The sequence below is a fragment of the Chryseobacterium arachidis genome, assembly GCF_900129245.1.
Lineage (GTDB): Bacteria > Bacteroidota > Bacteroidia > Flavobacteriales > Weeksellaceae > Chryseobacterium > Chryseobacterium arachidis.
The window spans coordinates 155,102-178,934 of record NZ_FQUT01000009.1 but is presented as its reverse complement, the minus strand read 5'-3'; the positions used below and the strand labels follow the sequence as shown (position 1 = coordinate 178,934).

Below are 23,833 nucleotides of genomic sequence, written 5' to 3'. Positions count from 1 at the left end.
CATAAATATTTCATGATGAATTAATACTTTTTAACGAAATAATATTTTGATTGAAAATTTTGCCGAAATATTTTAAAAAAAAGCTTTGATATGAAATTATAAATCGTATCTTGCACCTGTCTTATATCTGGAATCAATATTTGTTCATTCTTTATGTTGTTTTTCTCGTATAAACCAAATCATTTTTAACTTATTTTAATTTTATTTAAGATGAACATTTTTGTTTCAAACATCAATTATGCAACTAAAGATTATGAGTTGCAAGATCTATTTTCAGAATTTGGAGAAGTTTCTTCTGTAAAAATCATTACAGATAAAGAAACTGGTCGTTCTAGAGGTTTCGGATTTGTCGAAATGGAGGACGCTGAAGGACAACAGGCTATTGAAGCTCTTAATCAGAAAGAATTCAACGGGAAAACACTTAACGTTTCAGAAGCTAAACCTAGAGAGGAGAAGCCAAGAAGAACTTTCAGTAACAACGGCGGTGGAAACAGAGGCGGAGGTTACGGAGGTAACAACAGAAGCGGTGGCGGAGGCTACGGCGGTGGTAACAGAAACAGTGGCGGAGGCTACGGTGGAGGAGATCGTGGTGGAAACGGCGGTGGAAAACGTTGGTAAAAATATAAGCGGCTTTTGAGCCGCTTTTTTTATGCCTAGGAATTAGTCCTTTTTCTTCTTTTTCTTTTTATCCTTATCCTTGGTTTTCTTTTTGTCCTTTTTAGGATTCAGCACTTCGTTGGCATATTCAAATTTTGGCTCTTTGGTTTTTACTGGAGTAATTTGAGCAGATATACCAAAATCCTTTAGCTCATCCTGAGAAATAAGGTTTTCATTAATTAAAGAATTTACAATTTCTTTTCCTGAATTATCAAAAAAATTAGCCGACAGCTCTTTTAATAAAAACGTTCTGTAATCTTCCATCGGAACCAAAACTTTATATCTGAAAATCCGGCCTTCTTTTTCTGTAGCCAAATATCCTTTTTCAACTAATATTTTTAAATAAGTAGAAACGGTGTTCTGGTGTGGTTTCGGCTCGGGATGCTGTTCCATAATGTCTTTTAAATAAAATGATTCCAGCTTCCAAAACAGCTTCATTAAATTTTCTTCTGCAGCTGTAAGATGATTGATCTTCATACTAAATTCTTAATGTTGAAATTGAATATTGCAATAAAGGTAAAGAAAAGATACCATAAAAGCAATTCCGGCTCCCATGAGCACTTCTTTTGGCGTATGTCTTTTTAAAATAATTCTCGTGATTCCTACCAAAATTGCAATGCCTAACCAAGCAAAACCTAATGATGAATTTAAAGCAAAAAATAAGGCCGCTACAAATACGTTAAAGGCTGTATGCATCGAGCTTTTAATGAAATAATTACTGATCTGCAAGGCAAAAAGTAAAATTAATATAAAAAGCATGACAAAATCGATATACCCGTTCTTAAAATAGTTGAAAGCTAAGTAAGCAACAACGCATACTGCGATAAATATATATAATGTTTTCCTTTGGATTCGGTTGGAGACATCCATATTGGTATATCTTCCTGTTTTTACATTCCAGACCAGCCATATGACAACCGGAGCAATGATCATTAAAAGAATAGGAAGAAAATAAATAAGAGAATCGTGTAAAGAGTAATTTCGGACACTCATATAAATGAAAAATATAAAGAGCGAAACCAGAGGATTGAAAAAATCTGAGATTATTTTTGAAATTTTATGGGTGAATGAAGGCTGTTTTTCTTCCATATTTAAGTTTGATAATGTAAATATAATACTATAAGCAAAAAAACAATAGGTATGTATACAATAAAAACAAAGTTTTTTTTATAATTTTGCTCAACTATTTCATAATAAATAAGCAAGAGCTCAACACATGAAAGAATTTTCTAAAGAGGTATACCTGAAGTGGTATGAAGATATGACAATGTGGAGAAGGTTTGAAGACAAATGCCGTTCTCTTTATCTAAAACAAAAAATCAGAGGTTTTTTACATTTGTACAATGGTCAGGAGGCGATTCCTGCAGGTTTTGCGCATGCAATGGATTTAACTAAAGACAGTATGATCACTGCTTACAGATGCCACATTCATCCGATGGCAATGGGAGTAGACCCAAAAAGAATCATGGCAGAACTTTGTGGTAAAGCTACAGGTACTTCCGGAGGTATGGGTGGATCTATGCACATTTTCAGTAAAGAACACAGATTTTACGGAGGTCATGGTATCGTAGGAGGACAGATTCCTTTGGGTGCTGGTATTGCTTTCGCAGATCAGTTTTTTGACAGAAAAGCGGTTAATATTTGCTTCTTCGGAGACGGAGCAGCAAGACAGGGCTCATTACATGAAACGTTTAACATGGCGATGAACTGGAAATTACCGGTGATTTTCGTTGTTGAGAACAACCAGTACGCAATGGGAACTTCCGTTAAAAGAACAGCCAACCACGAAGATATCTACAAATTAGGTTTAGGATACGAAATGCCTTGTCTTGCAGTAGATGCAATGGATCCTGAAAAAGTAGCTGAAGCTGCTTATGAAGCGATCGAAAGAGCAAGAAGAGGAGACGGGCCAACTTTCATCGAGGCTAGAACTTACCGTTACAGAGGTCACTCTATGTCTGATGCTGAGCCTTACAGATCTAAAGAAGAAGTGGCGATCCACAAAAATGATGACCCAATTGAATTAATCAAAGCTAGAATTCTGGCGAATAATTGGGCTACGGAAGAAGAGCTGGAAGCTACAGATAACAAATCAAGAGATTTCGTTGAAGAGTGTGTCGAGTTTATGGAAAATTCACCATACCCTGATCCTGAAAAAATCTATGAGTATGTGTATGCTCAGGAAGATTATCCATTCTTAGATAAATTAGAAAACTAAAAGATAATAAATCGATTTGAAAGTTTGAAAATTTGAAAATGATTTATTATGATTATCTTTTTTAATTTTCAAATTAACAAATTCCCAAATTTTCAAATTATAAAAAATTATGGCAGAAGTAATTACAATGCCTCGTCTTTCCGATACAATGACGGAAGGAAAGGTGGCAAAATGGCATAAAAAAGTAGGAGATAAAGTAAAGGAAGGAGATATTTTAGCTGAAATTGAAACTGATAAAGCAGTTCAGGATTTCGAATCTGAAGTGGAAGGTACTCTTTTATACGTAGGTGTAGAAGAAGGTAACGCAGCAGTTGTAGATTCAGTTTTAGCCATTATCGGTAATGAAGGTGAAGATATTTCAGGATTAACGGGTGGGGCTGCAGCTCCTGCAGCAGGTGGTTCTGAAGAAAAAAAATCTGAAGAAGAATCAAAAACAGAAAACAATTCTACAAGTGTTGAGCAGACTTCGGCTGAAGTTCCTGCAGGAGTAGAGGTGATTACGATGCCAAGACTTTCTGATACAATGACAGAAGGTAAAGTGGCTAAATGGCACAAAAACGTAGGAGATACAGTAAAAGAAGGAGATCTTCTTGCTGAGATCGAAACAGATAAAGCCGTTCAGGATTTCGAATCTGAATTCAATGGGGTATTGTTGAAACAAGGTGTTGAAGAGGGAGGAGCTGCTCCGGTAGATTCAGTATTGGCGATTATCGGTCCTGAAGGAACAGACGTTTCTGGAGTAGGTGCAGCAAAACCTGCTGCTGCTTCAACAGAAAAACCGGCTGAACAAAAAACTGAGGCTAAAGCAGAAGAAAAAGTTGCTCCGGCTGCAAGTGCTTCATCTTCAGACAGAGTGGCCATCTCTCCATTAGCCAAAAAAATGGCTCAGGATAAAGGTGTTGATATTCATTCAGTACAAGGTTCGGGAGAAAACGGAAGAATCGTTAAAAAAGATATTGAAAATTATCAGCCATCTGCGAAACCGGCAGCTTCAGCTCCGTCTGCAAGTCCTGCGGCTCAGGTTGCATTAAGCTTCGTTCAGGGTGAAGATACTGAGACTCCAAACTCTCAGGTTAGAAATATCATTGCAAAACGTCTTTCTGAAAGTAAATTCACTGCGCCTCACTACTATTTAATGGTAGAGATCAACATGGATAAAGCGATCGAGGCTAGAAAAGAAATCAATTCTTTACCGGATACTAAAATTTCTTTCAACGATATGATCATTAAAGCGACTGCTATTGCTTTAAGAAAACATCCGCAGGTAAATTCAAGCTGGGCAGGTGATAAGATCATTCACAGAGGAAACATCAATATCGGTGTAGCGGTTGCAATTCCTGATGGCTTGGTGGTTCCGGTTCTTAAGAATACAGACCAGATGAGCTATACTCAGATTTCTGCTGCTGTAAAAGATATGGCGGGAAGAGCAAAATCTAAAGGTCTTAAAGCAAACGAAATGGAAGGTTCTACATTCTCAATCTCAAACTTGGGTATGTTCGGAATTGAAACGTTTACAAGTATCATCAATCAGCCAAACTCTGCCATCCTTTCAGTAGGAGCAATTATCGAGAAACCGATTGTTAAAAACGGACAGATCGTGGTTGGAAACATCATGAAGCTTTCATTAGCTTGTGACCACAGAGTGGTAGACGGTGCTACCGGAGCTCAGTTCTTACAGACTTTAAAAACATATTTAGAAAGCCCATTAACATTGTTACTGTAATTTTTCTAAGTTTTGAAATAATAAAAACCTCTCAATTTTGGGAGGTTTTATTGTTTTTATGTTTTTTTAATATCTTCTCCGAAAGTTCGCTACACGTTGCGCCGACTCTTCGGATTAATAGGAAAGTCTCTTACAGAGTGCGGTAGGATTACCCGTCTTCCGGAAAGTTTGTCACAGGGGTAGAAGAAGCTTTCCCAGAAAAGAGTTTAGTTTTTTAGCCAGAATCTTATAATATTATTCTGATTGTCAGCAATATGTTATAGTTAAATGCAGTTTACTGTAATTATGATTGTTTTTTACCACAACATACACTAAGGTTATCCACAAAGCTCACAACTATTGTGTTCCTTGCGAAATCTTTAGTGCGCTTCGTGGTTAAAATCGAAGTATGATAAATAACGGATATTCAGAAATATTACAATTTAAAGTTGTAAATACAACAATATGTTGCTATTTTTGAATCATGATTAAAGCAAGAAATATCCATAAATCTTATGGGAATTTAGAAGTATTGAAAGGGGTTGATATTTACATCAAAACAGGAGAAGTAGTTTCTATTGTAGGCGAATCCGGTGCGGGAAAATCTACCCTTTTGCAGATTTTAGGAACTTTGGATCAGCCGACGACTTCCAATAAATTTGATACCGAGATCGAAATTGCAGGAGAATCTTTCATCAATATGAATGATAAGCAGCTTTCTAAATTCAGAAACCAGAATATTGGTTTTGTATTTCAGTTTCACCAGCTACTTCCGGAGTTTACGGCGATGGAAAATGTACTCTTGCCTACCAGAATTGCCGGAGCCAACGAAAAAGAAGCTATTGAAAAAGCCTATGCTTTATTTGAAGATCTGAAAATCGAACAGAGACTGCATCACAAACCCAACCAGTTATCTGGTGGTGAAGCCCAAAGGGTAGCGGTTGCAAGAGCTTTGATCAACTCACCAAAAATTATTTTTGCCGATGAGCCGACAGGGAATTTAGATTCGAAGAATGCGGACGATCTTCACCGTTTATTTTTTGATTTGAGAGATAAATACAATCAGACTTTTGTTATTGTTACCCACAACCCAAATCTTGCCGAAATTACAGACCGTAAATTAGTGATGAAAGACGGGTTGATTGTAGACTAAAATTCCCCGACACATGATGAAAAACCTTATTTTTTTATTTCTTTTTTTTATTTCCTGTTCAAAATTAGAATCTCAGGCCAGCTATGCCGGAGATTATTTACCAAAATCGAAAGTTTTGGAAATTAAAAATTTTGTTAAAGGGAAAAATTACAATCAGGATCTTGCGGTCTTTATTAATTTTAAAATTCATTCAGGAAAATACCGGTATTTTGTATATGATCTTAAGAATGATAAAATAGTACAGAAGGCCATTGTGGCGCATGGTGAAGGTTCAGTTGTTAATCATTCGCAGGAATTACAGTTTAGCAACGTTGATGGTTCTCACCAATCATCTTTGGGGAAATATGAGATTAAGGAAAGCTACAGTGGGAAATTTGGCAAGGCCTATCGTCTGGATGGCCTGGATGATACTAACAGCAATGCAAGAGCAAGAGCGATTGTTCTTCATTCGTATTACTGTGTGGATGATAAAGAGTCTCTACAGCCTGCCTGTCTTAGCTTTGGATGCCCGATGCTGTCTAAGAATGCATTTAATATTACGGCAAAGTATATCGACCAATCCAAGAAGCCCATCATTTTATATGCATTTTATTAAGCCATAACCTTTTCCAAATCATTTTAAAATGTCCATTAAATTTTTAGCTGAAGATGACAGACCCAGAGAAAAGTTTTTATTGAAAGGTAAAAACTCACTTTCTGATTCCGAATTACTGGCCATTATCATGGGAAGTGGTAGCAGAGATGAAACTGCTGTGGAATTGGCGAGAAAAATTTTGGCGTCGGTGGATAATAATTGGAATCACCTGAGTTTACTGTCTGTTAAAGATTTAATGAAGTTCAAAGGAGTTGGCGAAGTAAAAGCGATTTCGATTGCTACGGCGCTGGAAATAGGAAGAAGGAGAATGAGTCAGGAAATTCCGGAAAAGCCTGTAATTACGAGTAGTAAAGACGCTTATCATATTTTGAGAAATCATCTGTCGGATCTCAGAACCGAAGAATTTTGGGCACTTTTCCTTAACCAAAGCAATCGGGTAATTCATATGGCGCAAATGACCCAAGGCGGGATTAATCAGTCGCTCGTGGATGTTAGGGTTTTGTTTAAAACGGCTCTGGATCATTTTTCAACGGGAATGATTATCGCTCATAACCATCCCTCAGGAAATTTGAAACCAAGCAAGGAAGATATTGATATTACGAAAAAGGTAAAGGAGGCTGGAAATGCATTGAGCATCCAGCTTTTAGACCATCTAATCATTACACAGAGAGCTTATATAAGTTTTGCGGACGAAGGATTATTATGATCAGAAGATTAAAATATCATGAAATTGATTTTGAAAAATATAGACTTTGCCTGGAAAATTCCGAGCAGAGAAAATATTCTGCAACCAGGATTTTTCTTGATGTTACGGCCCGGAAAAATTGGGAAATTTTAGTTTTTAATGATTACGAAGCTGTTATGCCCATCCCATTTATCAGAAAGTTGGGGGTAAAACTGGTTGTTAATCCAAAACTTTGTCAGCAATTAGGGGTTTTTTCGGAAAAAGATGATATAGAACTGAATGATAGTTTTCTTGATTTTTTTGAGAAAAAATATAATGTATGGTATTATGCTTTTAATGATACAAATACCTTTAGCAAGCCTTTAAAAAAGAGAAATAATTTTCTTATTCTTCCTCAGGCTTACGAGATTGTAAGACAAAAATATTCTCCTAAAAGAAAGAGAAAACTGCGATTGGATGAAGATGTATTAATGACATCGGAAGTTAAGAATATAACGATGGAAGAAGCATATCCGTTTATTTCTAAAAATCTGATAGGAGCAAAACATGAAGGAGACAAGCAGGTTTATTTAGATATTTTTAATGATTTTAGCAATTCCGGAAAATTGAAAATAACTGCTTTTGTATATAAAAATGAAATCATAAATGCTATTGCTGTGTATTATGATGAAAAATCGTTGGCGCTGCTGGGAACCTTCAATGAGAAAGATTTTGTAAAACTTTCGGGTTCTTCAGTTATTATTGATCGCGTAATTAAGGAAAATATTGAAGACAGAATATTTGATTTTGAAGGAAGCGAAATTCCTTCTATTGAAGAGTTTTTCAGAGGTTTCCGCCCGGAATTGAGGCCATACAGTGTTGTTTGGAATTCTAAAAAAGAAATTGCAGCTGGCCTTTTAAATATAAGAAAATACCTTTAAATATTTCTTTAATTAAAAATTATAATTTAAAATCATTATAAATGGTAATGAAAAGCAATAAAATTGTTGCCTTATTATTGTCGCTTTATTTGTGCATAATGTCGTATTACTTTTATACACATCAATATTACAATGCAGATATTGAAGCCTATATGGGACTGGTGTACAAAGCCAATTTTCCGGACATGAAAATTGAAGAAATACACAAGAAAGTGTATGATGAGCTTAAAGAAAAAGATCCCGATATTGGAAAAGTAAGCACGGAAAGAAAGGAAGAAGCAATAGGAGATAACAGTTACTACAAAAATTTATCAGAAAACCCGAAAATGTATGAAGAAGAGCTTCAGTTGTTTACAGTAAAACCACTATACAATTTCATCAATTCCGTTTTTTTCAAACTCGGGTTCACGGCTTCTACATCTACCTTTCTTATTACTATTATTTCCTATGTTTTGATTGTGATATTGATCTTTAATTTTTTATTACAGATCCTCAAAAACAATTATTTGGCTTTTATTTTAACGGTTTTGATTTCTTTATTCAAGCCACTTTTAGATACTTCCCGTCATGCTACTCCGGATGGTTTGTCAACTTTGCTTCTGTTGCTAAGTTTTTATTATGTGGTAATGAAAAGAAACCTTTTTATTTCGGCATTTTTTGGGATTTTATGTATCCTTACAAGACCGGAATATTTCATTTTCTACACCTTTCTTACAATATTACTCTATATTTTTAGATCGGATTTTAAGTTTAAAACAAACGAAATTATTTTTTCATTTACCTACTTTGCCCTGACTTTTGGAATTATTCAGTATTTTAATCAGATTCCGTGGTCTGTTTTATTCATGAATCAGTTTACCAAAGTTCAGCTTTATCCCATTTCCAATCCGGATACTTTTAATTTCCAAGAATATCTGGCTTGTGTAAAAGGAAAATTGATGTTTGAATTTAACACCTCATATTTTCCGTTGTTATTGATCTTTATTATCCTTCTCTTGGATTACAGATTAATAATGAATAAGAATAGAAAAAGTTTACTCTTTCTGAGTCTGTATATTGCTGTTTATCTAAGTGTTTCATTACGATTTATCATGTTTCCGATTTTGGTAAACAGAATGATGGTTGGATTCTATTTAATTATAATTTTATCATTAATTGCGTATCAGAATTCGAAAAAGCAAATATTAGCTCAGACAGTATAAAAATTATAAAATTATCAGTAATTTTGCTACCTCAAATTATGACAAATTTATCAGAATATTTGCCGTACGCATTTGCACTCATCATTGCAATTCCCTTTTTGGTCTTGCTGAGACAATTTGTATTTACTTATATAAGGCTTAAAGAACAGGAAATTAAGCTTTTAACTGTAAAATCCAACTCAGGAAACAAAACACAGTCTTATGAAAGAATGACGCTTTTCATGGACAGGATAAAACCATCCAATCTTATCCAGAGATTCGATAAAGAATTAGCTGTTCATGAATTTATTTTTCTTACAGAAAAGTCCATTAACGAGGAGTTCGACTATAATTCTTCACAGCAGCTTTTCATCACAAAAAACTCTTGGGAAAATATTGTTGATGCTAAAAATGCCATTATAGATTTACTTCACAAAACGTATGAGGCCATGAATACCAATATTACACTTGATGAGTTTAAAACCATTTTCATCATGAATTATATGGAAGGTGAAGACTATATTGCAAAAACAATTGATGACTTGCGAAGAGAAATTTTAATAATAGCTTAACTAAAAATAAAAATTTAAATAATGATTCCAAATTTTAAAGCACATCCATGGCACGGGATTTCTGCGGGAGAAGATGCGCCAAATGTTGTAAATGTTTTCGTGGAGATCGTTCCTTCAGATACTATTAAATACGAAGTAGATAAAGAAACAGGATTTTTAATGGTAGACAGACCTCAGAAGTTTTCAAATATTATCCCTGCATTATATGGTTTTGTTCCAAGAACTTATTGTGATACGGAAGTAATGAATTTAGCAATCGAAAGAGGTGCTACAGACGTTACAATGGGAGATCACGATCCTTTGGATATTTGTGTTTTAAGCTCTCATAATATCCACTCAGGGGGTCTTTTGATGAAAGCTATTCCAATTGGTGGTTTCAAAATGATCGATGATGGCGAAGCAGATGATAAGATTGTTGCCGTAATGATTGGTGACCACGCTTTCGGACATTTCAGAGATATCGCAGAATTGCCTGAAGCTGAAGTGAAACGATTAATGCACTATTTCCTGACGTATAAGAACCTACCGGACGAGCCAGCAAAATGCAGAATCCAGGAAGTTTACGGTGCTGAACACGCAAAAAAAGTGATCCAGGCATCTCAAAATGATTACTCAAACAAATACGGAGGATAAAATTCTCTTTATTGAAAATGAATTAAAGGATAGACGGGTTTTCGTTTATCCTTTTTTGTTTAAGAGCAACTATTTGGTGATACGGAAAATCACTATTTATTTTTTTACTTGAAGCTATTTCCTGCTTTCCACTATATCTTTTGGGTTACGGGCTCCGCTTCGCTCCGCCCGCAACCCAAAAGGATGCCGTTGCAATCAGGGCTAGGAATTGGCGACCGATTAAAAATTTCGTCATTCAATCAACACACAAACCTCATAGGTTTTCAAAACCTATGAGGTTTTACTTACAATAATTACCATTTGGAAAAAAAGCTTGCCAAAATCATTTTTATCAATAGAAATAGACTTTAGCCCATTTTAAAATAAATCTGCAATTCAAACTGCTTTCACCAAAACTTAGTGCATAAACCAAATTAATCTCCAAAGTCATTCGTGAAAATCCATAAAATTCGTCGCAAAAAGCAAGGCCATTTAATCGTTTAACTCCATATTTCTGAATACTCATAAATATTTTTCATCAAAATCCTGAGAATTATTCATTATATTTAAGTCTCTATTACCAAAAAAATATTAAACTATGGATCTATTTATGTTAGTACCAATTTTTGGTGTCATTGCTTTGTTATATACTTTTCTTCAGAGCAATTGGGTGAATAAGCAGGATGCCGGAAATGAAAAAATGAAATTGATCAGCGGACATATCGCTGACGGTGCGATGGCTTTTCTAAAGGCCGAGTACAAAGTTCTGATGTATTTCGTAATTATTGTAGCAATTCTTTTAGCGGTGATGGGAATGAGCAATGCCAACTCGCATTGGAGCATCGGGATTGCATTTGCTGTGGGAGCTGTATTCTCAGCGACTGCCGGTTTTATCGGGATGAAAATCGCGACAAAAGCAAATGTAAGAACAGCACAGGCTGCAAAAACATCACTATCAAAAGCATTGAAAGTTTCCTTTACGGGAGGTTCCGTAATGGGAATGGGAGTTGCGGGATTGGCAGTTTTGGGATTAGGGGCTCTATTTTTAATTATCAAACAAATTTTTGCACCCGATGCCACAGTTGATTCCCACGAAATGGAAAAAACGATTGAAATCTTAACCGGATTTTCTTTAGGTGCAGAATCCATCGCTCTTTTCGCAAGAGTAGGCGGTGGAATTTATACCAAAGCAGCCGACGTAGGAGCCGATTTAGTAGGAAAAGTGGAAGCCGGAATTCCGGAAGACGATCCTCGAAATCCCGCAACAATTGCGGATAATGTCGGAGATAATGTGGGAGATGTTGCCGGAATGGGGGCAGATTTATTCGGTTCTTATGTGGCGACAGTTTTAGCAACAATGGTTTTAGGAAGAGAAACCATTTCTGAAGATGCTTTCGGAGGTTTTGCACCGATACTTTTACCGATGTTAATTGCTGGAACAGGAATTATCTTTTCCATTATCGGAACTTTATTTGTCAGAATCAATGATAATGAAGACTCGTCCACTTCAAGTGTTCAGAATGCCTTGAATCTTGGTAATTGGGGCAGTATCGTGATTACCGCTCTCGTTTCATATTTTTTAGTTACCTATATTTTACCTGATAAAATGGTTCTCAGAGGTCAGGAATTCTCCAAAATGGGCGTTTTCGGGGCAATAATGGTAGGATTGGTGGTAGGTACTTTAATGAGTGTCATTACGGAATATTATACGGCAATGGGTAAAAGACCTGTTAAAAGTATTGTGAGACAGTCTTCAACAGGTCACGCAACGAATATTATCGGCGGACTTTCAGTCGGGATGGAATCGACTTTACTTCCGATCATCGTTTTAGCGGGCGGAATTTACGGTTCTTACCTTTGTGCAGGATTATACGGAGTTGCCATTGCAGCAGCCGGAATGATGGCAACAACAGCAATGCAATTAGCAATCGATGCTTTCGGGCCTATTGCAGACAATGCAGGAGGAATTGCCGAAATGAGCGAATTGCCAAAAGAAGTTCGTGAAAAAACAGATATTTTGGATGCAGTCGGAAATACAACGGCCGCCACTGGAAAAGGTTTTGCTATCGCTTCTGCGGCTTTAACGGCTTTAGCATTATTTGCAGCCTTCGTGGGAATTGCAGGAATCGACGGAATTGATATCTACAGAGCAGATGTCTTAGCAGGATTATTTGTCGGAGGAATGATTCCGTTTATCTTCTCATCATTGGCAATTACTGCTGTTGGACAGGCAGCAATGGCAATGGTGGAGGAAGTTCGTAGACAGTTCCGGGAAATTCCAGGGATTCTGGAAGGAAAAGCTCAACCCGAATATGAAAAATGTGTAGCTATTTCAACAGATGCTTCCATCAGAAAAATGATGCTTCCGGGAGCCATTGCTATTATTTCTCCTTTATTAATAGGTTTTATTTTCGGTCCGGAAGTTTTGGGTGGATTTTTAGCTGGAGCAACAGTTTGCGGTGTTTTAATGGGAATGTTCCAGAACAACGCAGGCGGAGCTTGGGATAACGCCAAGAAATCATTCGAAAAAGGAGTAGATATTAACGGCCAGACTTACTATAAAGGTTCGGAACCGCACAAGGCTTCGGTAACGGGCGATACGGTAGGAGATCCTTTTAAAGATACTTCAGGGCCTTCGATGAATATTTTAATTAAATTAATGTCGATTGTCTCTTTGGTCATTGCGCCGACATTGGCTGTTTTACATAAAGATAAAATTGAAGCCAACAGAAAAGCAAAATTGGAAGCATTAACAGGAACTACAGGAGTTCATTCTACTGAAGCGAATGCACAATCAACAGGAATTGCAGTCGTTCCACAGGAAATTAAAGGTTATCTAAATGAAAACGGAGATTTTGTGTATGATACCGGAAATATCCAGGAAGTTGAGCTGAAAGGCGGAAAGAAAATAAAGATTGGGGAAGGCAGCCAGTTGTATCAGATGTATCAGTCAGTAAAAAATAAAGATCAGGCTGTATTGGATCCAAACACATGGTATACAATTGAAAATCTTTATTTTGAAACGGGTTCTAGTGATTTACGACAGGGTTCTGAAGTTCAACTGTTAAATTTGGTTGAAATTTTAAATGCTTATCCTGATGTTAAAATAAAACTTGGAGGTTATACAGACAATACCGGAAATGAAGAAAGCAACCAGAAACTTTCGAATTTGAGAGCTCAGACTGCAAAATTAAAATTATTGGAGCTGGGAGTTGCAGGTGACAGAGTGGAAGCGGAAGGCTACGGTTCCCAACATCCTGTTTGTGAAGCCAATGATACCGATGAATGTAAAGCCAAAAACAGAAGAATTGATGTAAGGGTTCTTTCTTTATAAAAATTAATCAAATCGATATGATCCTAAAGCCATTGCATTTTTGCAGTGGCTTTTTGTTATAAATTCTTCTTTAAATGCTCCAAAGCCTGAATGATCAGTTCATCCTTTTTGGCAAAACTGAAACGGATATAATCAGAATTCTTTTTAGAATTATAGAACGCAGACAGAGGCAGACAGGATACTTTCTTTTCTACCGTAAGCCATTTCGAAAACTCAACATCCGTCATGGTTTTTGAAATATTTCTAAAATTAACAACCTGAAAAAAGCTCCCCGCCGATTTTTCTTCTACCTGCAACGGGGTATACTGAATCATTTCATTAAAAATATCCCTTTTTCTTTCCATCATGTTTCTGTTTTCTTCAGGATCGAAAATCTCTAAATATTTTGCCACAGCATATTGTGCAGGAGAATTGGTGCTAAAGGAAATATATTGCTGATAACATCTGAATTTTTTTAAAAGGTCTTCCGAAGCCAGTAAATAACTGACTTTCCAGCCTGTTGCATGAAACATTTTACCGAATGAAAAGATACAAAAAGTCCTTTTTTTCAGTTCAGGATGATGAAACGGACTGTAATGCTCAATCCCGTCATAACAGTAGATGTCGTAGATTTCTTCGGAAATAATGTAAATTTCACGGTTTTTAATCAAATTATATATCTGATCCCATGCTTCTTTCAGTAAAATTTTTCCCGTTGGATTCTGCGGAGAATTGATGATAATTGCCTTTGTTTTTGATGAAATATGTGATGCAAGCTTTTCCATATTAATCGTAAAGTCATCATCCAGATTGTAATAAACAGGAATTCCTCCGTTCAAAACAATAGACGGTGCGTACGTGTAATAAGAAGGTTGAATAACAATCACTTCATCTCCTTGATTTAAAATAGATTTAAGCGAAGTATATAAAGCAAAAGTCGAGCATGGAACAATATTGATTTCTTCCTTTTTTACATGAAGGCTGTTCTTCCTGTTAGCATTGAATTTGATGATATTATCCAACAGCAGAGAACTCCCGGCAAGCGATTCATAGCTATGGGTGATAACGTCTGCAGATTCTTTTAAATAATACCTTAACTTGGGATCAATCTCAAAATCAGGAAGTCCTAAAGAAAGGTCATAACTTTGATTTCTGACAGCCAGTTCCGACATTTCCGTAAAAAAAGTATAATGATTGAATTCGTAAATTTTCTCCATAAATTTTGCATTGATATCAAATATAAGAAATTTACTTATTCGTTAAAGATTAAATAAATTTTATTATTTTTAAGCAAATTATTTTATAATGAAAAAACTATTTATTCCGCTGTTGTCGGTGGCGTTACTGGTAAGCTGTGGAACAGCAAAAACTTCGAGTGATTCTGCTTCTGCAACGGCTTCATCTTCGGTAAAAGGTGATAAGGCTTTTCTTGCTGCATATAAGGAAATTAAGACAGAAGATCTAAAGAAAAACTTATACGTAATTGCTTCCGACGAAATGGAAGGAAGAGATACCGGAAGCCCTGGGCAGAAAAAGGCAGGAGAATACATGGTCAATTATTATAAAAGCTTGGGGATAGGCTTCCCAAAAGCATTAGGATCTTATTATCAGACGGTACCTTCTGCTTTTATGAAGCTAAGAGGTGGCGAAAATCTTCCCGATTCGGAAAACATTTTAGCTTTCATCGAAGGTTCGGAAAAACCAGAAGAAATTGTTGTGATTTCGGGGCATTACGATCACGTAGGAACCAGAAACGGAGTGGTTTATAATGGTGCTGATGATGATGGCAGTGGAACAGTTGCCGTTATGGAAATTGCAAAAGCTTTTCAAAGTGCGAAGAAAGCCGGAAAGGGTCCAAAAAGATCAATTCTTTTCCTTCACGTAACAGGTGAGGAGCATGGTTTGTTTGGTTCAGAATTTTACACAAACAATCCTGTTTTCCCATTGGCGAATACTGTCGTAGACCTTAATATTGATATGATCGGGCGCGACGATCCTGAAAACAGGGGGAAACAGTATGTGTATGTTATTGGTTCTGAAATGTTAAGTTCTCAGTTGAAAGTAATCAATGAAGCAGCTAATAAGAATACCAATAATCTGGAATTAAACTATAAATATGATGATCCTAGCGATCCGCAAAGATTGTATTACAGATCAGATCATTATAATTTTGCTAAAAATAATGTGCCTGTTGCATTTTTCTTCGACGGGATTCACGAAGATTATCATAAGCCTACGGACGATGTAGAAAAGATCGATTATCCGTTACTGACAAAAAGAACACAGCTTGTCTTTGCGACAGCCTGGGATCTTGCCAACAGAACAGAAAGAATAGTTGTAGATAAAAAATAATTTGCAGCGAATTGTTAGTAAAAGGCAGGATTGCAGAAATGCAGGATTGCCTTTTTTCTTTTTTTAATACCTTGAAAATAATTATTCGTGAAGTTCAGGTAAAGGATATTTCTTAAGTACAGACAGTGTTGAGCAGACTCATGAAACGGTATGTTTTGGGACTTCTCCCAAAACCAGAGCCGAAATCTTTTACCGAAAATCGGGCTGGCAGGAAACCTGAACTCACGAAAAGGGAAAATAAAATTTGAAATGACTTATTACATTTGGAAAAATAAAACTCTATGAAACATAAAGTAAAATCAATCCGACCTTTTATCGGTTCGGAGAATTTTGAGATCAGCCGAAATTTTTATCGTGATCTTGGCTTTGAAGAAACTGTTCTGGATCCGAAATTATCGTTATTCAGATGGGATGAAGCAGGTTTTTACCTTCAGGATGCTTATGTAAAAGACTGGATCGACAATACGATGATTTTTATTGAAGTTGAAAATACGGATGATTTTTTTCAGGAGCTTCTGAGTTTAAACCTTATGGAAAAATATAAAAATGTACGGCTGACACCGGTAAGAACAATGGATTGGGGGAAAGAATGCTTTGTACACGATCCTTGCGGCATTTTGTGGCATTTCGGCGAATTCTTCAAAAAATAATATAGGTTAAAGTTTGTTTAAACTAATTTTAAATTTAACCAATAAAAAAACACAAAATATATTTGCAGAGCTATTATCATATAATAAAAGTTCTTAGAAAAAATCAAAGATTTTAAAAATTTATGTGCTCTTTTCTGCTGTTTAATGATAAACTTTTAAATACATTATCTAAATCTTTTGTTCCTTTTTGGATTAATAAAAATTTTAAACAGTTTTTTAATATAAACCATCAATCAACAACTAAAATCAACAATGATTTACGCTTTCGATACCTTTTATTTTGACGATTATGCCAATACCGTCTGTATTGCTTTTGAGGACTGGGCTTCCGAAAATGAAACGGAAATTTTCACCGAAAAAACCGAGGTTACCTCGGACTACGAAAGCGGTGCTTTTTATAAGAGGGAATTGCCTTGTATTATAAGTCTTTTAAATAAGATTACCCTTCAATCAGAAGATATCATTATCGTTGACGGCTACGTGACATTAGATGATACCGGAAAAATAGGTTTGGGAGGCTATCTTTATGAAAAACTCGGTCAGAAATTTCCGGTTATTGGAATTGCAAAAAACGGATTCAGCAGTCCTGATTCCCAAAGAAGAACAGTGTATCGCGGTGAAAGTAAAACCCCACTTTTCCTTACTGCAAAAGGTGCTGATGTTGACAAAATAAAGCCGAAAGTGGAACAAATGCATGGCAATTTCAGAATTCCGACACTTCTGAAGAAATTGGATCAACTCACCAGAGTTCGAATCTAATTTTCACTTTTTCTCGGTAAATCGACGATTATAAAATCCTAACTTGTCAATTTTTTGATGAAACTGACAAATATCATTGGTTTATTATTTTTATTAATTCTAAATAAATATAAATTTGCACTAACAAAAATCAATTAATACAGCAGAAAAACACATATCTAATCATATCCATATCAATTTTTGTTTTTTCAACCGACAACGGACTTGTCGGTTTTTATTTTTGATATAAGGATTTCCTGTATTCAATTCCCCATTTTGCAATTTCATCAATAATCGGTTCAATGGTTTTTCCGTACTCAGTTACTTCATATTCTACGGTCACGGGTTTAGTATCCAGAACCGTACGCTTGATCAGATGATTGATTTCCATATCCTGAAGTTCTTTTGAAAGCATTTTGGCGGCAATACCATCAATTTCTCTCAAAAGATCCATAAAACGCATTTTCTCACTCTGCATCAGTGTCCCTAAAATGTGGAATTTCCATTTTCCGGATAAGATTTCCATAGAATCTTTGATGGCATTCATTCTGTTTCTGCAAATAACTGAAGTATTAAGATTGGCTTCCTTTTTCATGATTTTCAGACTGTGAAATTGTTATTTTGTAAAGATAAGAAAATTAGTTGGAGTAGTTTCCTCAAGGAAACCGGTTTCCAAAAGGTAATTCATTACCAAAGTATGGTCATTAATTATTAGTTTTGTAACTAAACATAAAGATGTATAAACCTTATCATCACAAAAAATGATAAATTACAAAATACTAACATTTTTGTTCCTCACCGCAACGCTGGGCAGTTGCAACGGACAAAGTGATAAAAGTAAGAAAATGGAAAATAAAGCAACAAACCCGCTATTATGCGATCCTGCTACAGGAATTTGTGAAGTTCCCGGAGAAAAAAATGAATTCGGGAATATCGATGTAAAGGCTAATGAAAAACCTGTAAAAGTTATTTATTTTACAGATCCTATCTGTTCTTCATGCTGGGGAATCGAGCCTCAGTTGAGAAAGCTGAAATTAGAATACGGGAACAATGTTGATATAGAGTACCGAATGGGAGGTCTTCTTCCGGATTGGAGCTATAACAGCGGCGGGATCAGCAAACCTTCAGACGTGGCACACCACTGGGATGAAGTAAGTGTATATTACGATATGCCGATCGACGGAGATGTATGGCTGCAGGATCCTTTGGATTCTTCTTATCCGCCTTCTATTGCTTTTAAAGCAGCACAGATTCAGGATAATAAAAAAGCGATCGAATTTATGAGAGAGCTTCGTGAAATGGTGTTTTTAAAGAAAAAAAATATCGCAAAATGGGAGCATATCTTAGCGGCAGCTAAGAAAGTTGGTTTGGATACCGACAAATTAAAAGCAGATTTTGAAGGAAGAGGAAAAGAACTTTTCCAGGAAGATCTGAAATTGGCAAGAGAAATGGGGGTTCGTGGTTTCCCTACCATGTTCTTTACCAATGAAGCAGGAAGCAAAGAGATTGTGTATGGTTCAAAGCCTTATGCATTCTATGAAACGGCTATTTTAAGAGTAAATTCGGACACCAAAAAATCTGAATATTCTAAAAACTGGGAAAGTCTTTTTGCAAAGTATAATTCGCTTACGGCGAAAGAGTTTTCAGAATTATCAGGAACTCCGAGAAAAGAAAGCGAGCAGTTGTTAAACGAACTTGCTTCTAAAGGAAATCTTGAGAAATTAACCACAAAAAACGGTTCTATCTGGACCCTGAAATCGTAAATTAATTTCATTAATATTTAGCAAATTTTTTACCGGAGATCTGTGGATCTTCGGTTTTTAATTTATATAGATTTGATTAATAGTATTTTAAGTTTTAATTTGATATAAAAATGATCAAAATAGTTGTAAATTTAAACCGAACGGTCTAAATTTGCATTGTTAAAAATAAATCATCGTGAGTAAGGCAGAAAGAACAAAGCAATTCATTATCGAGACAGCAGCTCCAATTATCAATAAAAAAGGGATGGCAGGAACTTCAATGTCCGATATCATGGAGGCGACCAAGCTTGCCAAAGGTGGAATTTACGGCAATTTTGAAAGTAAGGACGAAATCTGCAAAGAAGCTTATTCTTACCTGTCATCTCAATTGGCAGGAAGGTTAAATGAAGCGGTAAAAGCTGGAAAAACAGCAAAGGAAAAATTAGATAATCTTTTGGATGTTTATAAAAACAGGAGTCTTGATGGTGGTTGCCCAATTTTAAATTTTGGAATCGAAGCAGATGACACACATCCCGAAATTAAGGCAAGGGTGAACAAATCCATTTCTTCTGCCCGAAACAGGATTGCCGAAATTGCAGTTTTTGGTATTGAGCATCGTGAAATATCCAAGGATCTCAATGTACATATCTTCAGCACCAAAGTTTTTGCCATGATTGAAGGAGCGATTATGTGCCGGAGAATTATGGATTCTGATGAAGTCATGCAGACAGTTATAGAAACAATAAAAAAAGATTTTGAATCGCATTCGATTTAAAATTTTTTACCAAAATACAGACCGATCGGTCTTTTAATTTAAAAATTTAATTTTAATAGAATGAGAAATTTAGACATTAATCATAAAGGGTTTAGTACATTTCTTGCCCTTGGGCTGATTCCGTTATCAGGGTTTGCTACAGATATTTATTTACCTTCTCTGCCTGCGATGGCGAAGGATTTACATGTTTCTTCGGCAGCCATTCAGCTTTCGTTGGTGCTGTTTATGTTTAGCAATGGTATCAGCCAGATCTTTATCGGAAGTATTATCGACAGTTTCGGCCGTTATAAGGTGGCTGTTGCCTCTTTGGCCATATTTTTCATCACAAGTTTTATCATTGCTTGGGTTCCGGATATTTATGTCATTTATGCAATGAGGATTATTCAGGGGATAGCTATTGCATTTATTGTGGTGGGTAAAAGAGCGTATTTCGTTGATCTTTATTCAGGAGAAAAACTGAAAAACTATATCAGCATGTTTTCTATCATCTGGGCTTCTGCACCCATTCTTGCTCCGTTTTTAGGTGGCTATTTGCAGGATCTTTTCGGATGGCGTTCCAACTTCTACTTTTTGGGAATATTATCACTGGTGTTTTTACTGTTAGAATTAATCTACAGCGGCGAAACTTTGAAATATTATCATCCATTTAAGGTTCAAACCATTACAGAAACTTATATCAAAAAGCTAAAAACTGCTGATTTCACATTAGGAATCGGTATTTTGGGCATCAGTTTCGGATTGGTTGTGGTGTACAGTTTATCAAGTCCGTTTATTATTGAAAGAGTGTTGGGATATTCTTCTGTCGCCACAGGTTATAGTTCTTTATTGTCTGGGTTATCATTAATGACAGGTGGAATTATTGCCAAATCCATGATCAGCAAACCATTGGCCCAAAAAGTAATTTCCGCAATTATTATTCAGACGGTTTTGGTTGTACTCATGATTACGACTGTTCCCTTCGGAGCCAATATTTTTACTTTGGTTGGCTTTACGATTGGAATTCACATGGCTGGAGGATTTATTTTTAATGTAGTGTATGCTTATTGTTTAAGCCGTTTTACTAAAAATGCAGGGATTGCAAGCGGATTAACGGGCGGACTTTTATACATTATCAGTTCTTTGGTAAGCTATGGTTTTGCCAATCTGTACGCCGTTAAAAGCCAGACATTGCTGGGGATAGCCAATATTTCATTAATTGTTATTTTATTTTTAACCTTTGTATTGTTCAATAGATATCGAAAATTAGCTGTGCAATTAGACCGATAAATATCATCTTATAAGTCAGAAATGGGAGGATTCCTTTTCTGACTTTTTAGCTGAAAAATAATGATTTTACATTCCCGGCCAGTACAAGACATTAAATGTATGTCCATCGGGGTCGGAAAATACAAAAGTGTATCCTTGACCAATTTCATAGGGTTCAGCAGAAATTTTTCCACCTGCATTCTGTATGGCTTCTCTCCATTCATCAACTTCATTTCTGCTGTCGGCGGAAAGGCTGAATACTGTCTCAATACCTGTAGTAAGATCAATAAATTCTGTTTTGGTATTTTTTTGAATAATTTCTTTCAGAAAAAAATTAATGATAAAATGATTTTCACCAAAGGAAAAACTTGTCATCTCCTCAGAATTTATCTCACTGTTGGGCTGGAAACCTAATTGAGAATAAAACCTGTTCGTTCTTTGAATGTTGGCTACCGCAAGGTTTGCCCAGATTTGTTTTGTTTTCATATTGTTAGATTTAATGGGTGTAATATTAAAGGCGAAAATTTTCATTATCTTATATAAAGTTAGGCATTTTCCATTTTGGCTACAGCAATATCCGTTTTGGCAACTTTAATCTTTTGCTAAGTGAAGACCTTTGTCATGTAATTTTTAAACAACAAAAAAATGAAAACAATCTTCATTACAGGAGCTTCTACAGGATTAGGAAAAACAACCGCAAAACTATTTCAAAGCAGAGGATGGAATGTTATCGTAACCATGAGAAATCCGGAAGCAGAAACAGAACTGGCACAACTGGAAAACGTTACACTGCTTCCATTAGATGTTACCAATCTGGAACAAATAAAATCTACAGTACAAAAAGCGTTGGAAATCAGCAGTATTGATTTGGTTTTTAATAATGCGGGCTATGGATTAATAGGGCCGTTGGAAGCGTTGAGCGACGATCAGGTCATTAGACAGCTGGATACCAATTTATTAGGAGTAATCCGTGTCACCAAAGAATTTATTCCTTATTTCAGAGAAAGAAAAAGCGGAATGTTTATCACGACTACTTCAATTGGAGGTTTATTGGCGTTTCCTCTAGGATCTACTTATCATGCAACAAAATGGGCGCTGGAAGGTTGGAGCGAAAGTCTGGCGTACGAATTAAACACATTTGGGGTAGAGGTGAAAACAGTATCTCCCGGCGGAATTAAAACAGACTTTATCAGCCGGTCACTAGATTTGGGAACACAGCCTGAATATCAGGCAATGATCGATAAAATGATGTCTAGTACCGATGCGATGATGGAAGGAGCTTCCGAACCGGAAGTTATTGCAGAAGTGGTGTATGAAGCTGCAACTGATGGTAAAAAACAATTGAGATATGTTGCAGGACAGGATGCGCAGGCATTGTATAAGCAGCGTCTTGAAATGGGAGCAGAAGCATTCAGAGCAGAATTCGGGAAACAGTTTATTTAATCGAAAATGGGTTAGAGCGTGTAGAGTTATAGGTTTTGAATCAAAATTTGCAGCGTAGTTTTACAAATATTCTGACCTCACCTATTCAATAATACATCAATTTTAAAACTTAAATCGTAACTTTAAATTATGGAAAAGAAGGATCATTCTCCGGTAAAAATTTTGTCTATTTCTGAGCTCCATCAGATTTTGAATATTCAGAAGCCGCTACACCCGTTGATCAGTCTGGTGGATAATACAAAAATGATGGTGGATAAAAACTTTCTTGTCCGAAGTTTTATGCTGGGTTTTTACAAAATTTCCTACAAGTTTTCTGAAAATGGAAAAATGGGCTATGGCCAGGGATATTATGATTTCAATGAAGGCGGAATGATGTTTACAGCTCCTAACCAGATTTTGTTTACCGATACAGATGCCGAGTATCATGGGTATACGTTATTTATTCATCCTGAGTTTTTAAGGAATTATCCTTTAGCCAAAAACATGAAAAAATACGGTTTCTTTTCCTACGATACGAATGAGGCATTGCATCTGTCTGAAAAAGAAAAGGATACAGTCGTAGGATTGATGAACAACATTAATGACGAGCTGAATACAGCGATTGATGAAGTAAGCCAGGATGTCATTATTTCATACATTGAAGTTTTACTTAATTACAGCAACCGTTTCTATAAAAGACAGTTCATTACCAGAAAAGCGGTTAATCACGATCTTCTGTCTAAAATGGACGAGGTACTGGAAAATTATTTCAGCAATCAGGATACATTGATGAAGGGGCTTCCGACGGTAGAATTTTTAGCATCTGAGCTTCATTTGTCTACCCATTATCTGAGTGATATGCTCCGGAATCTTACGGGACAGAATGCCCAGCAGCATATTCATGAGAAACTGATCGAAAAGGCAAAAGAATATCTTACAACCACCAATTTTTCAGTATCGGAAGTTGCGTATCAATTGGGTTTCGAGCACTCGCAATCGTTCAGCAAATTATTTAAGAAGAAAACAAATACAACGCCGTTGGGCTATAAACTGTCCTTTAATTAAAACTATATAAATAATCACCGGATGCCTGTAAAATTTACAGGCATTTTTAATGGAAAGTACGTGGAATTTAAGAGATATTTAACTAAAAATACCTTTTACATTTCAGTTGTTAAAGAATTGAAGTGAAACCTTAACAGATTTGATTTAAAAATTATCAAAATTTTATCATTTTTAATTCTTTTTGTGTTGAGGAATTGGACTTATTTTGAGAAAAAATTTAAGACCATTATTACTTA

24 protein-coding genes are annotated in these 23,833 nt (G+C 35.9%); 19 read left to right on the top strand and 5 right to left on the bottom strand.

Annotated features, from left to right (window positions below; genetic code table 11):
* Nucleotides 1-210: 210 nt before the first annotated feature.
* Entirely contained in the window at nt 211-618 is a 408-nt protein-coding gene (locus BUA89_RS15820; RefSeq protein ID WP_072960250.1) for an RNA recognition motif domain-containing protein, read from the top strand.
* 42 nt (nt 619-660) lie between these two features.
* Here BUA89_RS15820 and BUA89_RS15815 read toward each other — a convergent pair whose 3' ends face one another.
* Nucleotides 661-1,134: a BlaI/MecI/CopY family transcriptional regulator gene (locus tag BUA89_RS15815; protein ID WP_072960247.1), complete on the bottom strand. Its 474-nt coding sequence runs from the start codon at nt 1,132-1,134 to the stop codon at nt 661-663.
* Nucleotides 1,135-1,143: 9 nt separating this feature from the next.
* Entirely contained in the window at nt 1,144-1,746 is a 603-nt protein-coding gene (locus BUA89_RS15810; RefSeq protein ID WP_072960242.1) for a phosphatase PAP2 family protein, read from the bottom strand.
* A 127-nt stretch (nt 1,747-1,873) separates the two neighbouring features.
* Between BUA89_RS15810 and pdhA the strand changes: the two genes are divergently transcribed.
* From pdhA to BUA89_RS15760, 10 genes are all read left to right on the top strand, one after another.
* Nucleotides 1,874-2,875 (top strand): pyruvate dehydrogenase (acetyl-transferring) E1 component subunit alpha, encoded by a 1,002-nt coding sequence (gene pdhA, locus BUA89_RS15805; protein WP_072960237.1) that lies wholly within the window; start codon nt 1,874-1,876, stop codon nt 2,873-2,875.
* A gap of 109 nt (nt 2,876-2,984) precedes the next feature.
* Nucleotides 2,985-4,598 (top strand): pyruvate dehydrogenase complex dihydrolipoamide acetyltransferase, encoded by a 1,614-nt coding sequence (locus BUA89_RS15800; protein WP_072960234.1) that lies wholly within the window; start codon nt 2,985-2,987, stop codon nt 4,596-4,598.
* A 463-nt stretch (nt 4,599-5,061) separates the two neighbouring features.
* Nucleotides 5,062-5,730: an ABC transporter ATP-binding protein gene (locus tag BUA89_RS15795; protein WP_072960230.1), complete on the top strand. Its 669-nt coding sequence runs from the start codon at nt 5,062-5,064 to the stop codon at nt 5,728-5,730.
* A 13-nt stretch (nt 5,731-5,743) separates the two neighbouring features.
* Nucleotides 5,744-6,325: a murein L,D-transpeptidase catalytic domain-containing protein gene (locus tag BUA89_RS15790; RefSeq protein ID WP_072960226.1), complete on the top strand. Its 582-nt coding sequence runs from the start codon at nt 5,744-5,746 to the stop codon at nt 6,323-6,325.
* Nucleotides 6,326-6,353: 28 nt separating this feature from the next.
* Nucleotides 6,354-7,031, top strand: coding sequence for a RadC family protein (gene radC / locus BUA89_RS15785; protein WP_072960222.1), 678 nt, complete (start codon nt 6,354-6,356; stop codon nt 7,029-7,031).
* Nucleotides 7,028-7,930 (top strand): hypothetical protein, encoded by a 903-nt coding sequence (locus tag BUA89_RS15780; protein WP_083531697.1) that lies wholly within the window; start codon nt 7,028-7,030, stop codon nt 7,928-7,930. Before radC ends, BUA89_RS15780 begins: the two co-directional genes overlap by 4 nt.
* A 47-nt stretch (nt 7,931-7,977) precedes the next feature.
* The gene (locus BUA89_RS15775; protein ID WP_178362466.1) at nt 7,978-9,132 is read left to right on the top strand and encodes a glycosyltransferase family 39 protein; all 1,155 of its coding nucleotides are present in this window, start codon (nt 7,978-7,980) and stop codon (nt 9,130-9,132) included.
* Nucleotides 9,133-9,170: 38 nt separating this feature from the next.
* Entirely contained in the window at nt 9,171-9,683 is a 513-nt protein-coding gene (locus BUA89_RS15770; protein ID WP_072960212.1) for a DUF7935 family protein, read from the top strand.
* A 21-nt stretch (nt 9,684-9,704) separates the two neighbouring features.
* A complete protein-coding gene (locus BUA89_RS15765; protein WP_072960208.1) occupies nt 9,705-10,316 on the top strand; it encodes an inorganic pyrophosphatase in 612 nt (203 codons plus the stop codon).
* Between the two features lie 577 nt (nt 10,317-10,893).
* Nucleotides 10,894-13,629 carry a sodium-translocating pyrophosphatase gene (locus BUA89_RS15760; RefSeq protein WP_072960205.1) on the top strand — a complete coding sequence of 912 codons (2,736 nt, stop codon included), beginning with the start codon at nt 10,894-10,896 and terminating at the stop codon, nt 13,627-13,629.
* A 56-nt stretch (nt 13,630-13,685) separates the two neighbouring features.
* Here BUA89_RS15760 and BUA89_RS15755 read toward each other — a convergent pair whose 3' ends face one another.
* On the bottom strand, nt 13,686-14,825 hold the full coding sequence (locus BUA89_RS15755; protein ID WP_072960202.1) for an aminotransferase class I/II-fold pyridoxal phosphate-dependent enzyme: 1,140 nt from the start codon (nt 14,823-14,825) through the stop codon (nt 13,686-13,688).
* An 88-nt stretch (nt 14,826-14,913) separates the two neighbouring features.
* Between BUA89_RS15755 and BUA89_RS15750 the strand changes: the two genes are divergently transcribed.
* From BUA89_RS15750 to BUA89_RS15740, 3 genes are all read left to right on the top strand, one after another.
* Complete coding sequence (locus BUA89_RS15750) at nt 14,914-15,960, top strand: M28 family metallopeptidase (protein ID WP_072960198.1); 1,047 nt, start codon at nt 14,914-14,916, stop codon at nt 15,958-15,960.
* 281 nt (nt 15,961-16,241) lie between these two features.
* Complete coding sequence (locus tag BUA89_RS15745) at nt 16,242-16,610, top strand: VOC family protein (protein ID WP_072960195.1); 369 nt, start codon at nt 16,242-16,244, stop codon at nt 16,608-16,610.
* Nucleotides 16,611-16,862: 252 nt separating this feature from the next.
* Nucleotides 16,863-17,369 carry an endonuclease V gene (locus tag BUA89_RS15740; protein ID WP_072960192.1) on the top strand — a complete coding sequence of 169 codons (507 nt, stop codon included), beginning with the start codon at nt 16,863-16,865 and terminating at the stop codon, nt 17,367-17,369.
* A gap of 214 nt (nt 17,370-17,583) precedes the next feature.
* On the opposite strand, the gene BUA89_RS15735 is transcribed toward BUA89_RS15740, so the two are convergent.
* Nucleotides 17,584-17,943, bottom strand: coding sequence for a winged helix-turn-helix transcriptional regulator (locus BUA89_RS15735; protein WP_072960190.1), 360 nt, complete (start codon nt 17,941-17,943; stop codon nt 17,584-17,586).
* A 250-nt stretch (nt 17,944-18,193) separates the two neighbouring features.
* Between BUA89_RS15735 and BUA89_RS15730 the strand changes: the two genes are divergently transcribed.
* The 3 genes from BUA89_RS15730 to BUA89_RS15720 all read left to right on the top strand — a co-directional run bounded on the left by BUA89_RS15730 (nt 18,194) and on the right by BUA89_RS15720 (nt 21,131).
* Nucleotides 18,194-19,111 (top strand): ClpXP adapter SpxH family protein, encoded by a 918-nt coding sequence (locus BUA89_RS15730; protein ID WP_072960188.1) that lies wholly within the window; start codon nt 18,194-18,196, stop codon nt 19,109-19,111.
* Between the two features lie 175 nt (nt 19,112-19,286).
* Nucleotides 19,287-19,865 (top strand): TetR/AcrR family transcriptional regulator, encoded by a 579-nt coding sequence (locus BUA89_RS15725; protein WP_072960185.1) that lies wholly within the window; start codon nt 19,287-19,289, stop codon nt 19,863-19,865.
* 60 nt (nt 19,866-19,925) lie between these two features.
* Nucleotides 19,926-21,131: an MFS transporter gene (locus tag BUA89_RS15720; protein WP_072960183.1), complete on the top strand. Its 1,206-nt coding sequence runs from the start codon at nt 19,926-19,928 to the stop codon at nt 21,129-21,131.
* A 66-nt stretch (nt 21,132-21,197) separates the two neighbouring features.
* On the opposite strand, the gene BUA89_RS15715 is transcribed toward BUA89_RS15720, so the two are convergent.
* On the bottom strand, nt 21,198-21,596 hold the full coding sequence (locus BUA89_RS15715) for a VOC family protein (protein WP_072960329.1): 399 nt from the start codon (nt 21,594-21,596) through the stop codon (nt 21,198-21,200).
* A 159-nt stretch (nt 21,597-21,755) separates the two neighbouring features.
* On the opposite strand from BUA89_RS15715, the gene BUA89_RS15710 reads away from it, so the two are divergent.
* A complete protein-coding gene (locus BUA89_RS15710) occupies nt 21,756-22,553 on the top strand; it encodes an SDR family oxidoreductase (protein WP_072960179.1) in 798 nt (265 codons plus the stop codon).
* A gap of 129 nt (nt 22,554-22,682) precedes the next feature.
* The gene (locus BUA89_RS15705; protein WP_072960176.1) at nt 22,683-23,597 is read left to right on the top strand and encodes a helix-turn-helix domain-containing protein; all 915 of its coding nucleotides are present in this window, start codon (nt 22,683-22,685) and stop codon (nt 23,595-23,597) included.
* The last annotated feature ends 236 nt before the right edge of the window (nt 23,598-23,833 follow it).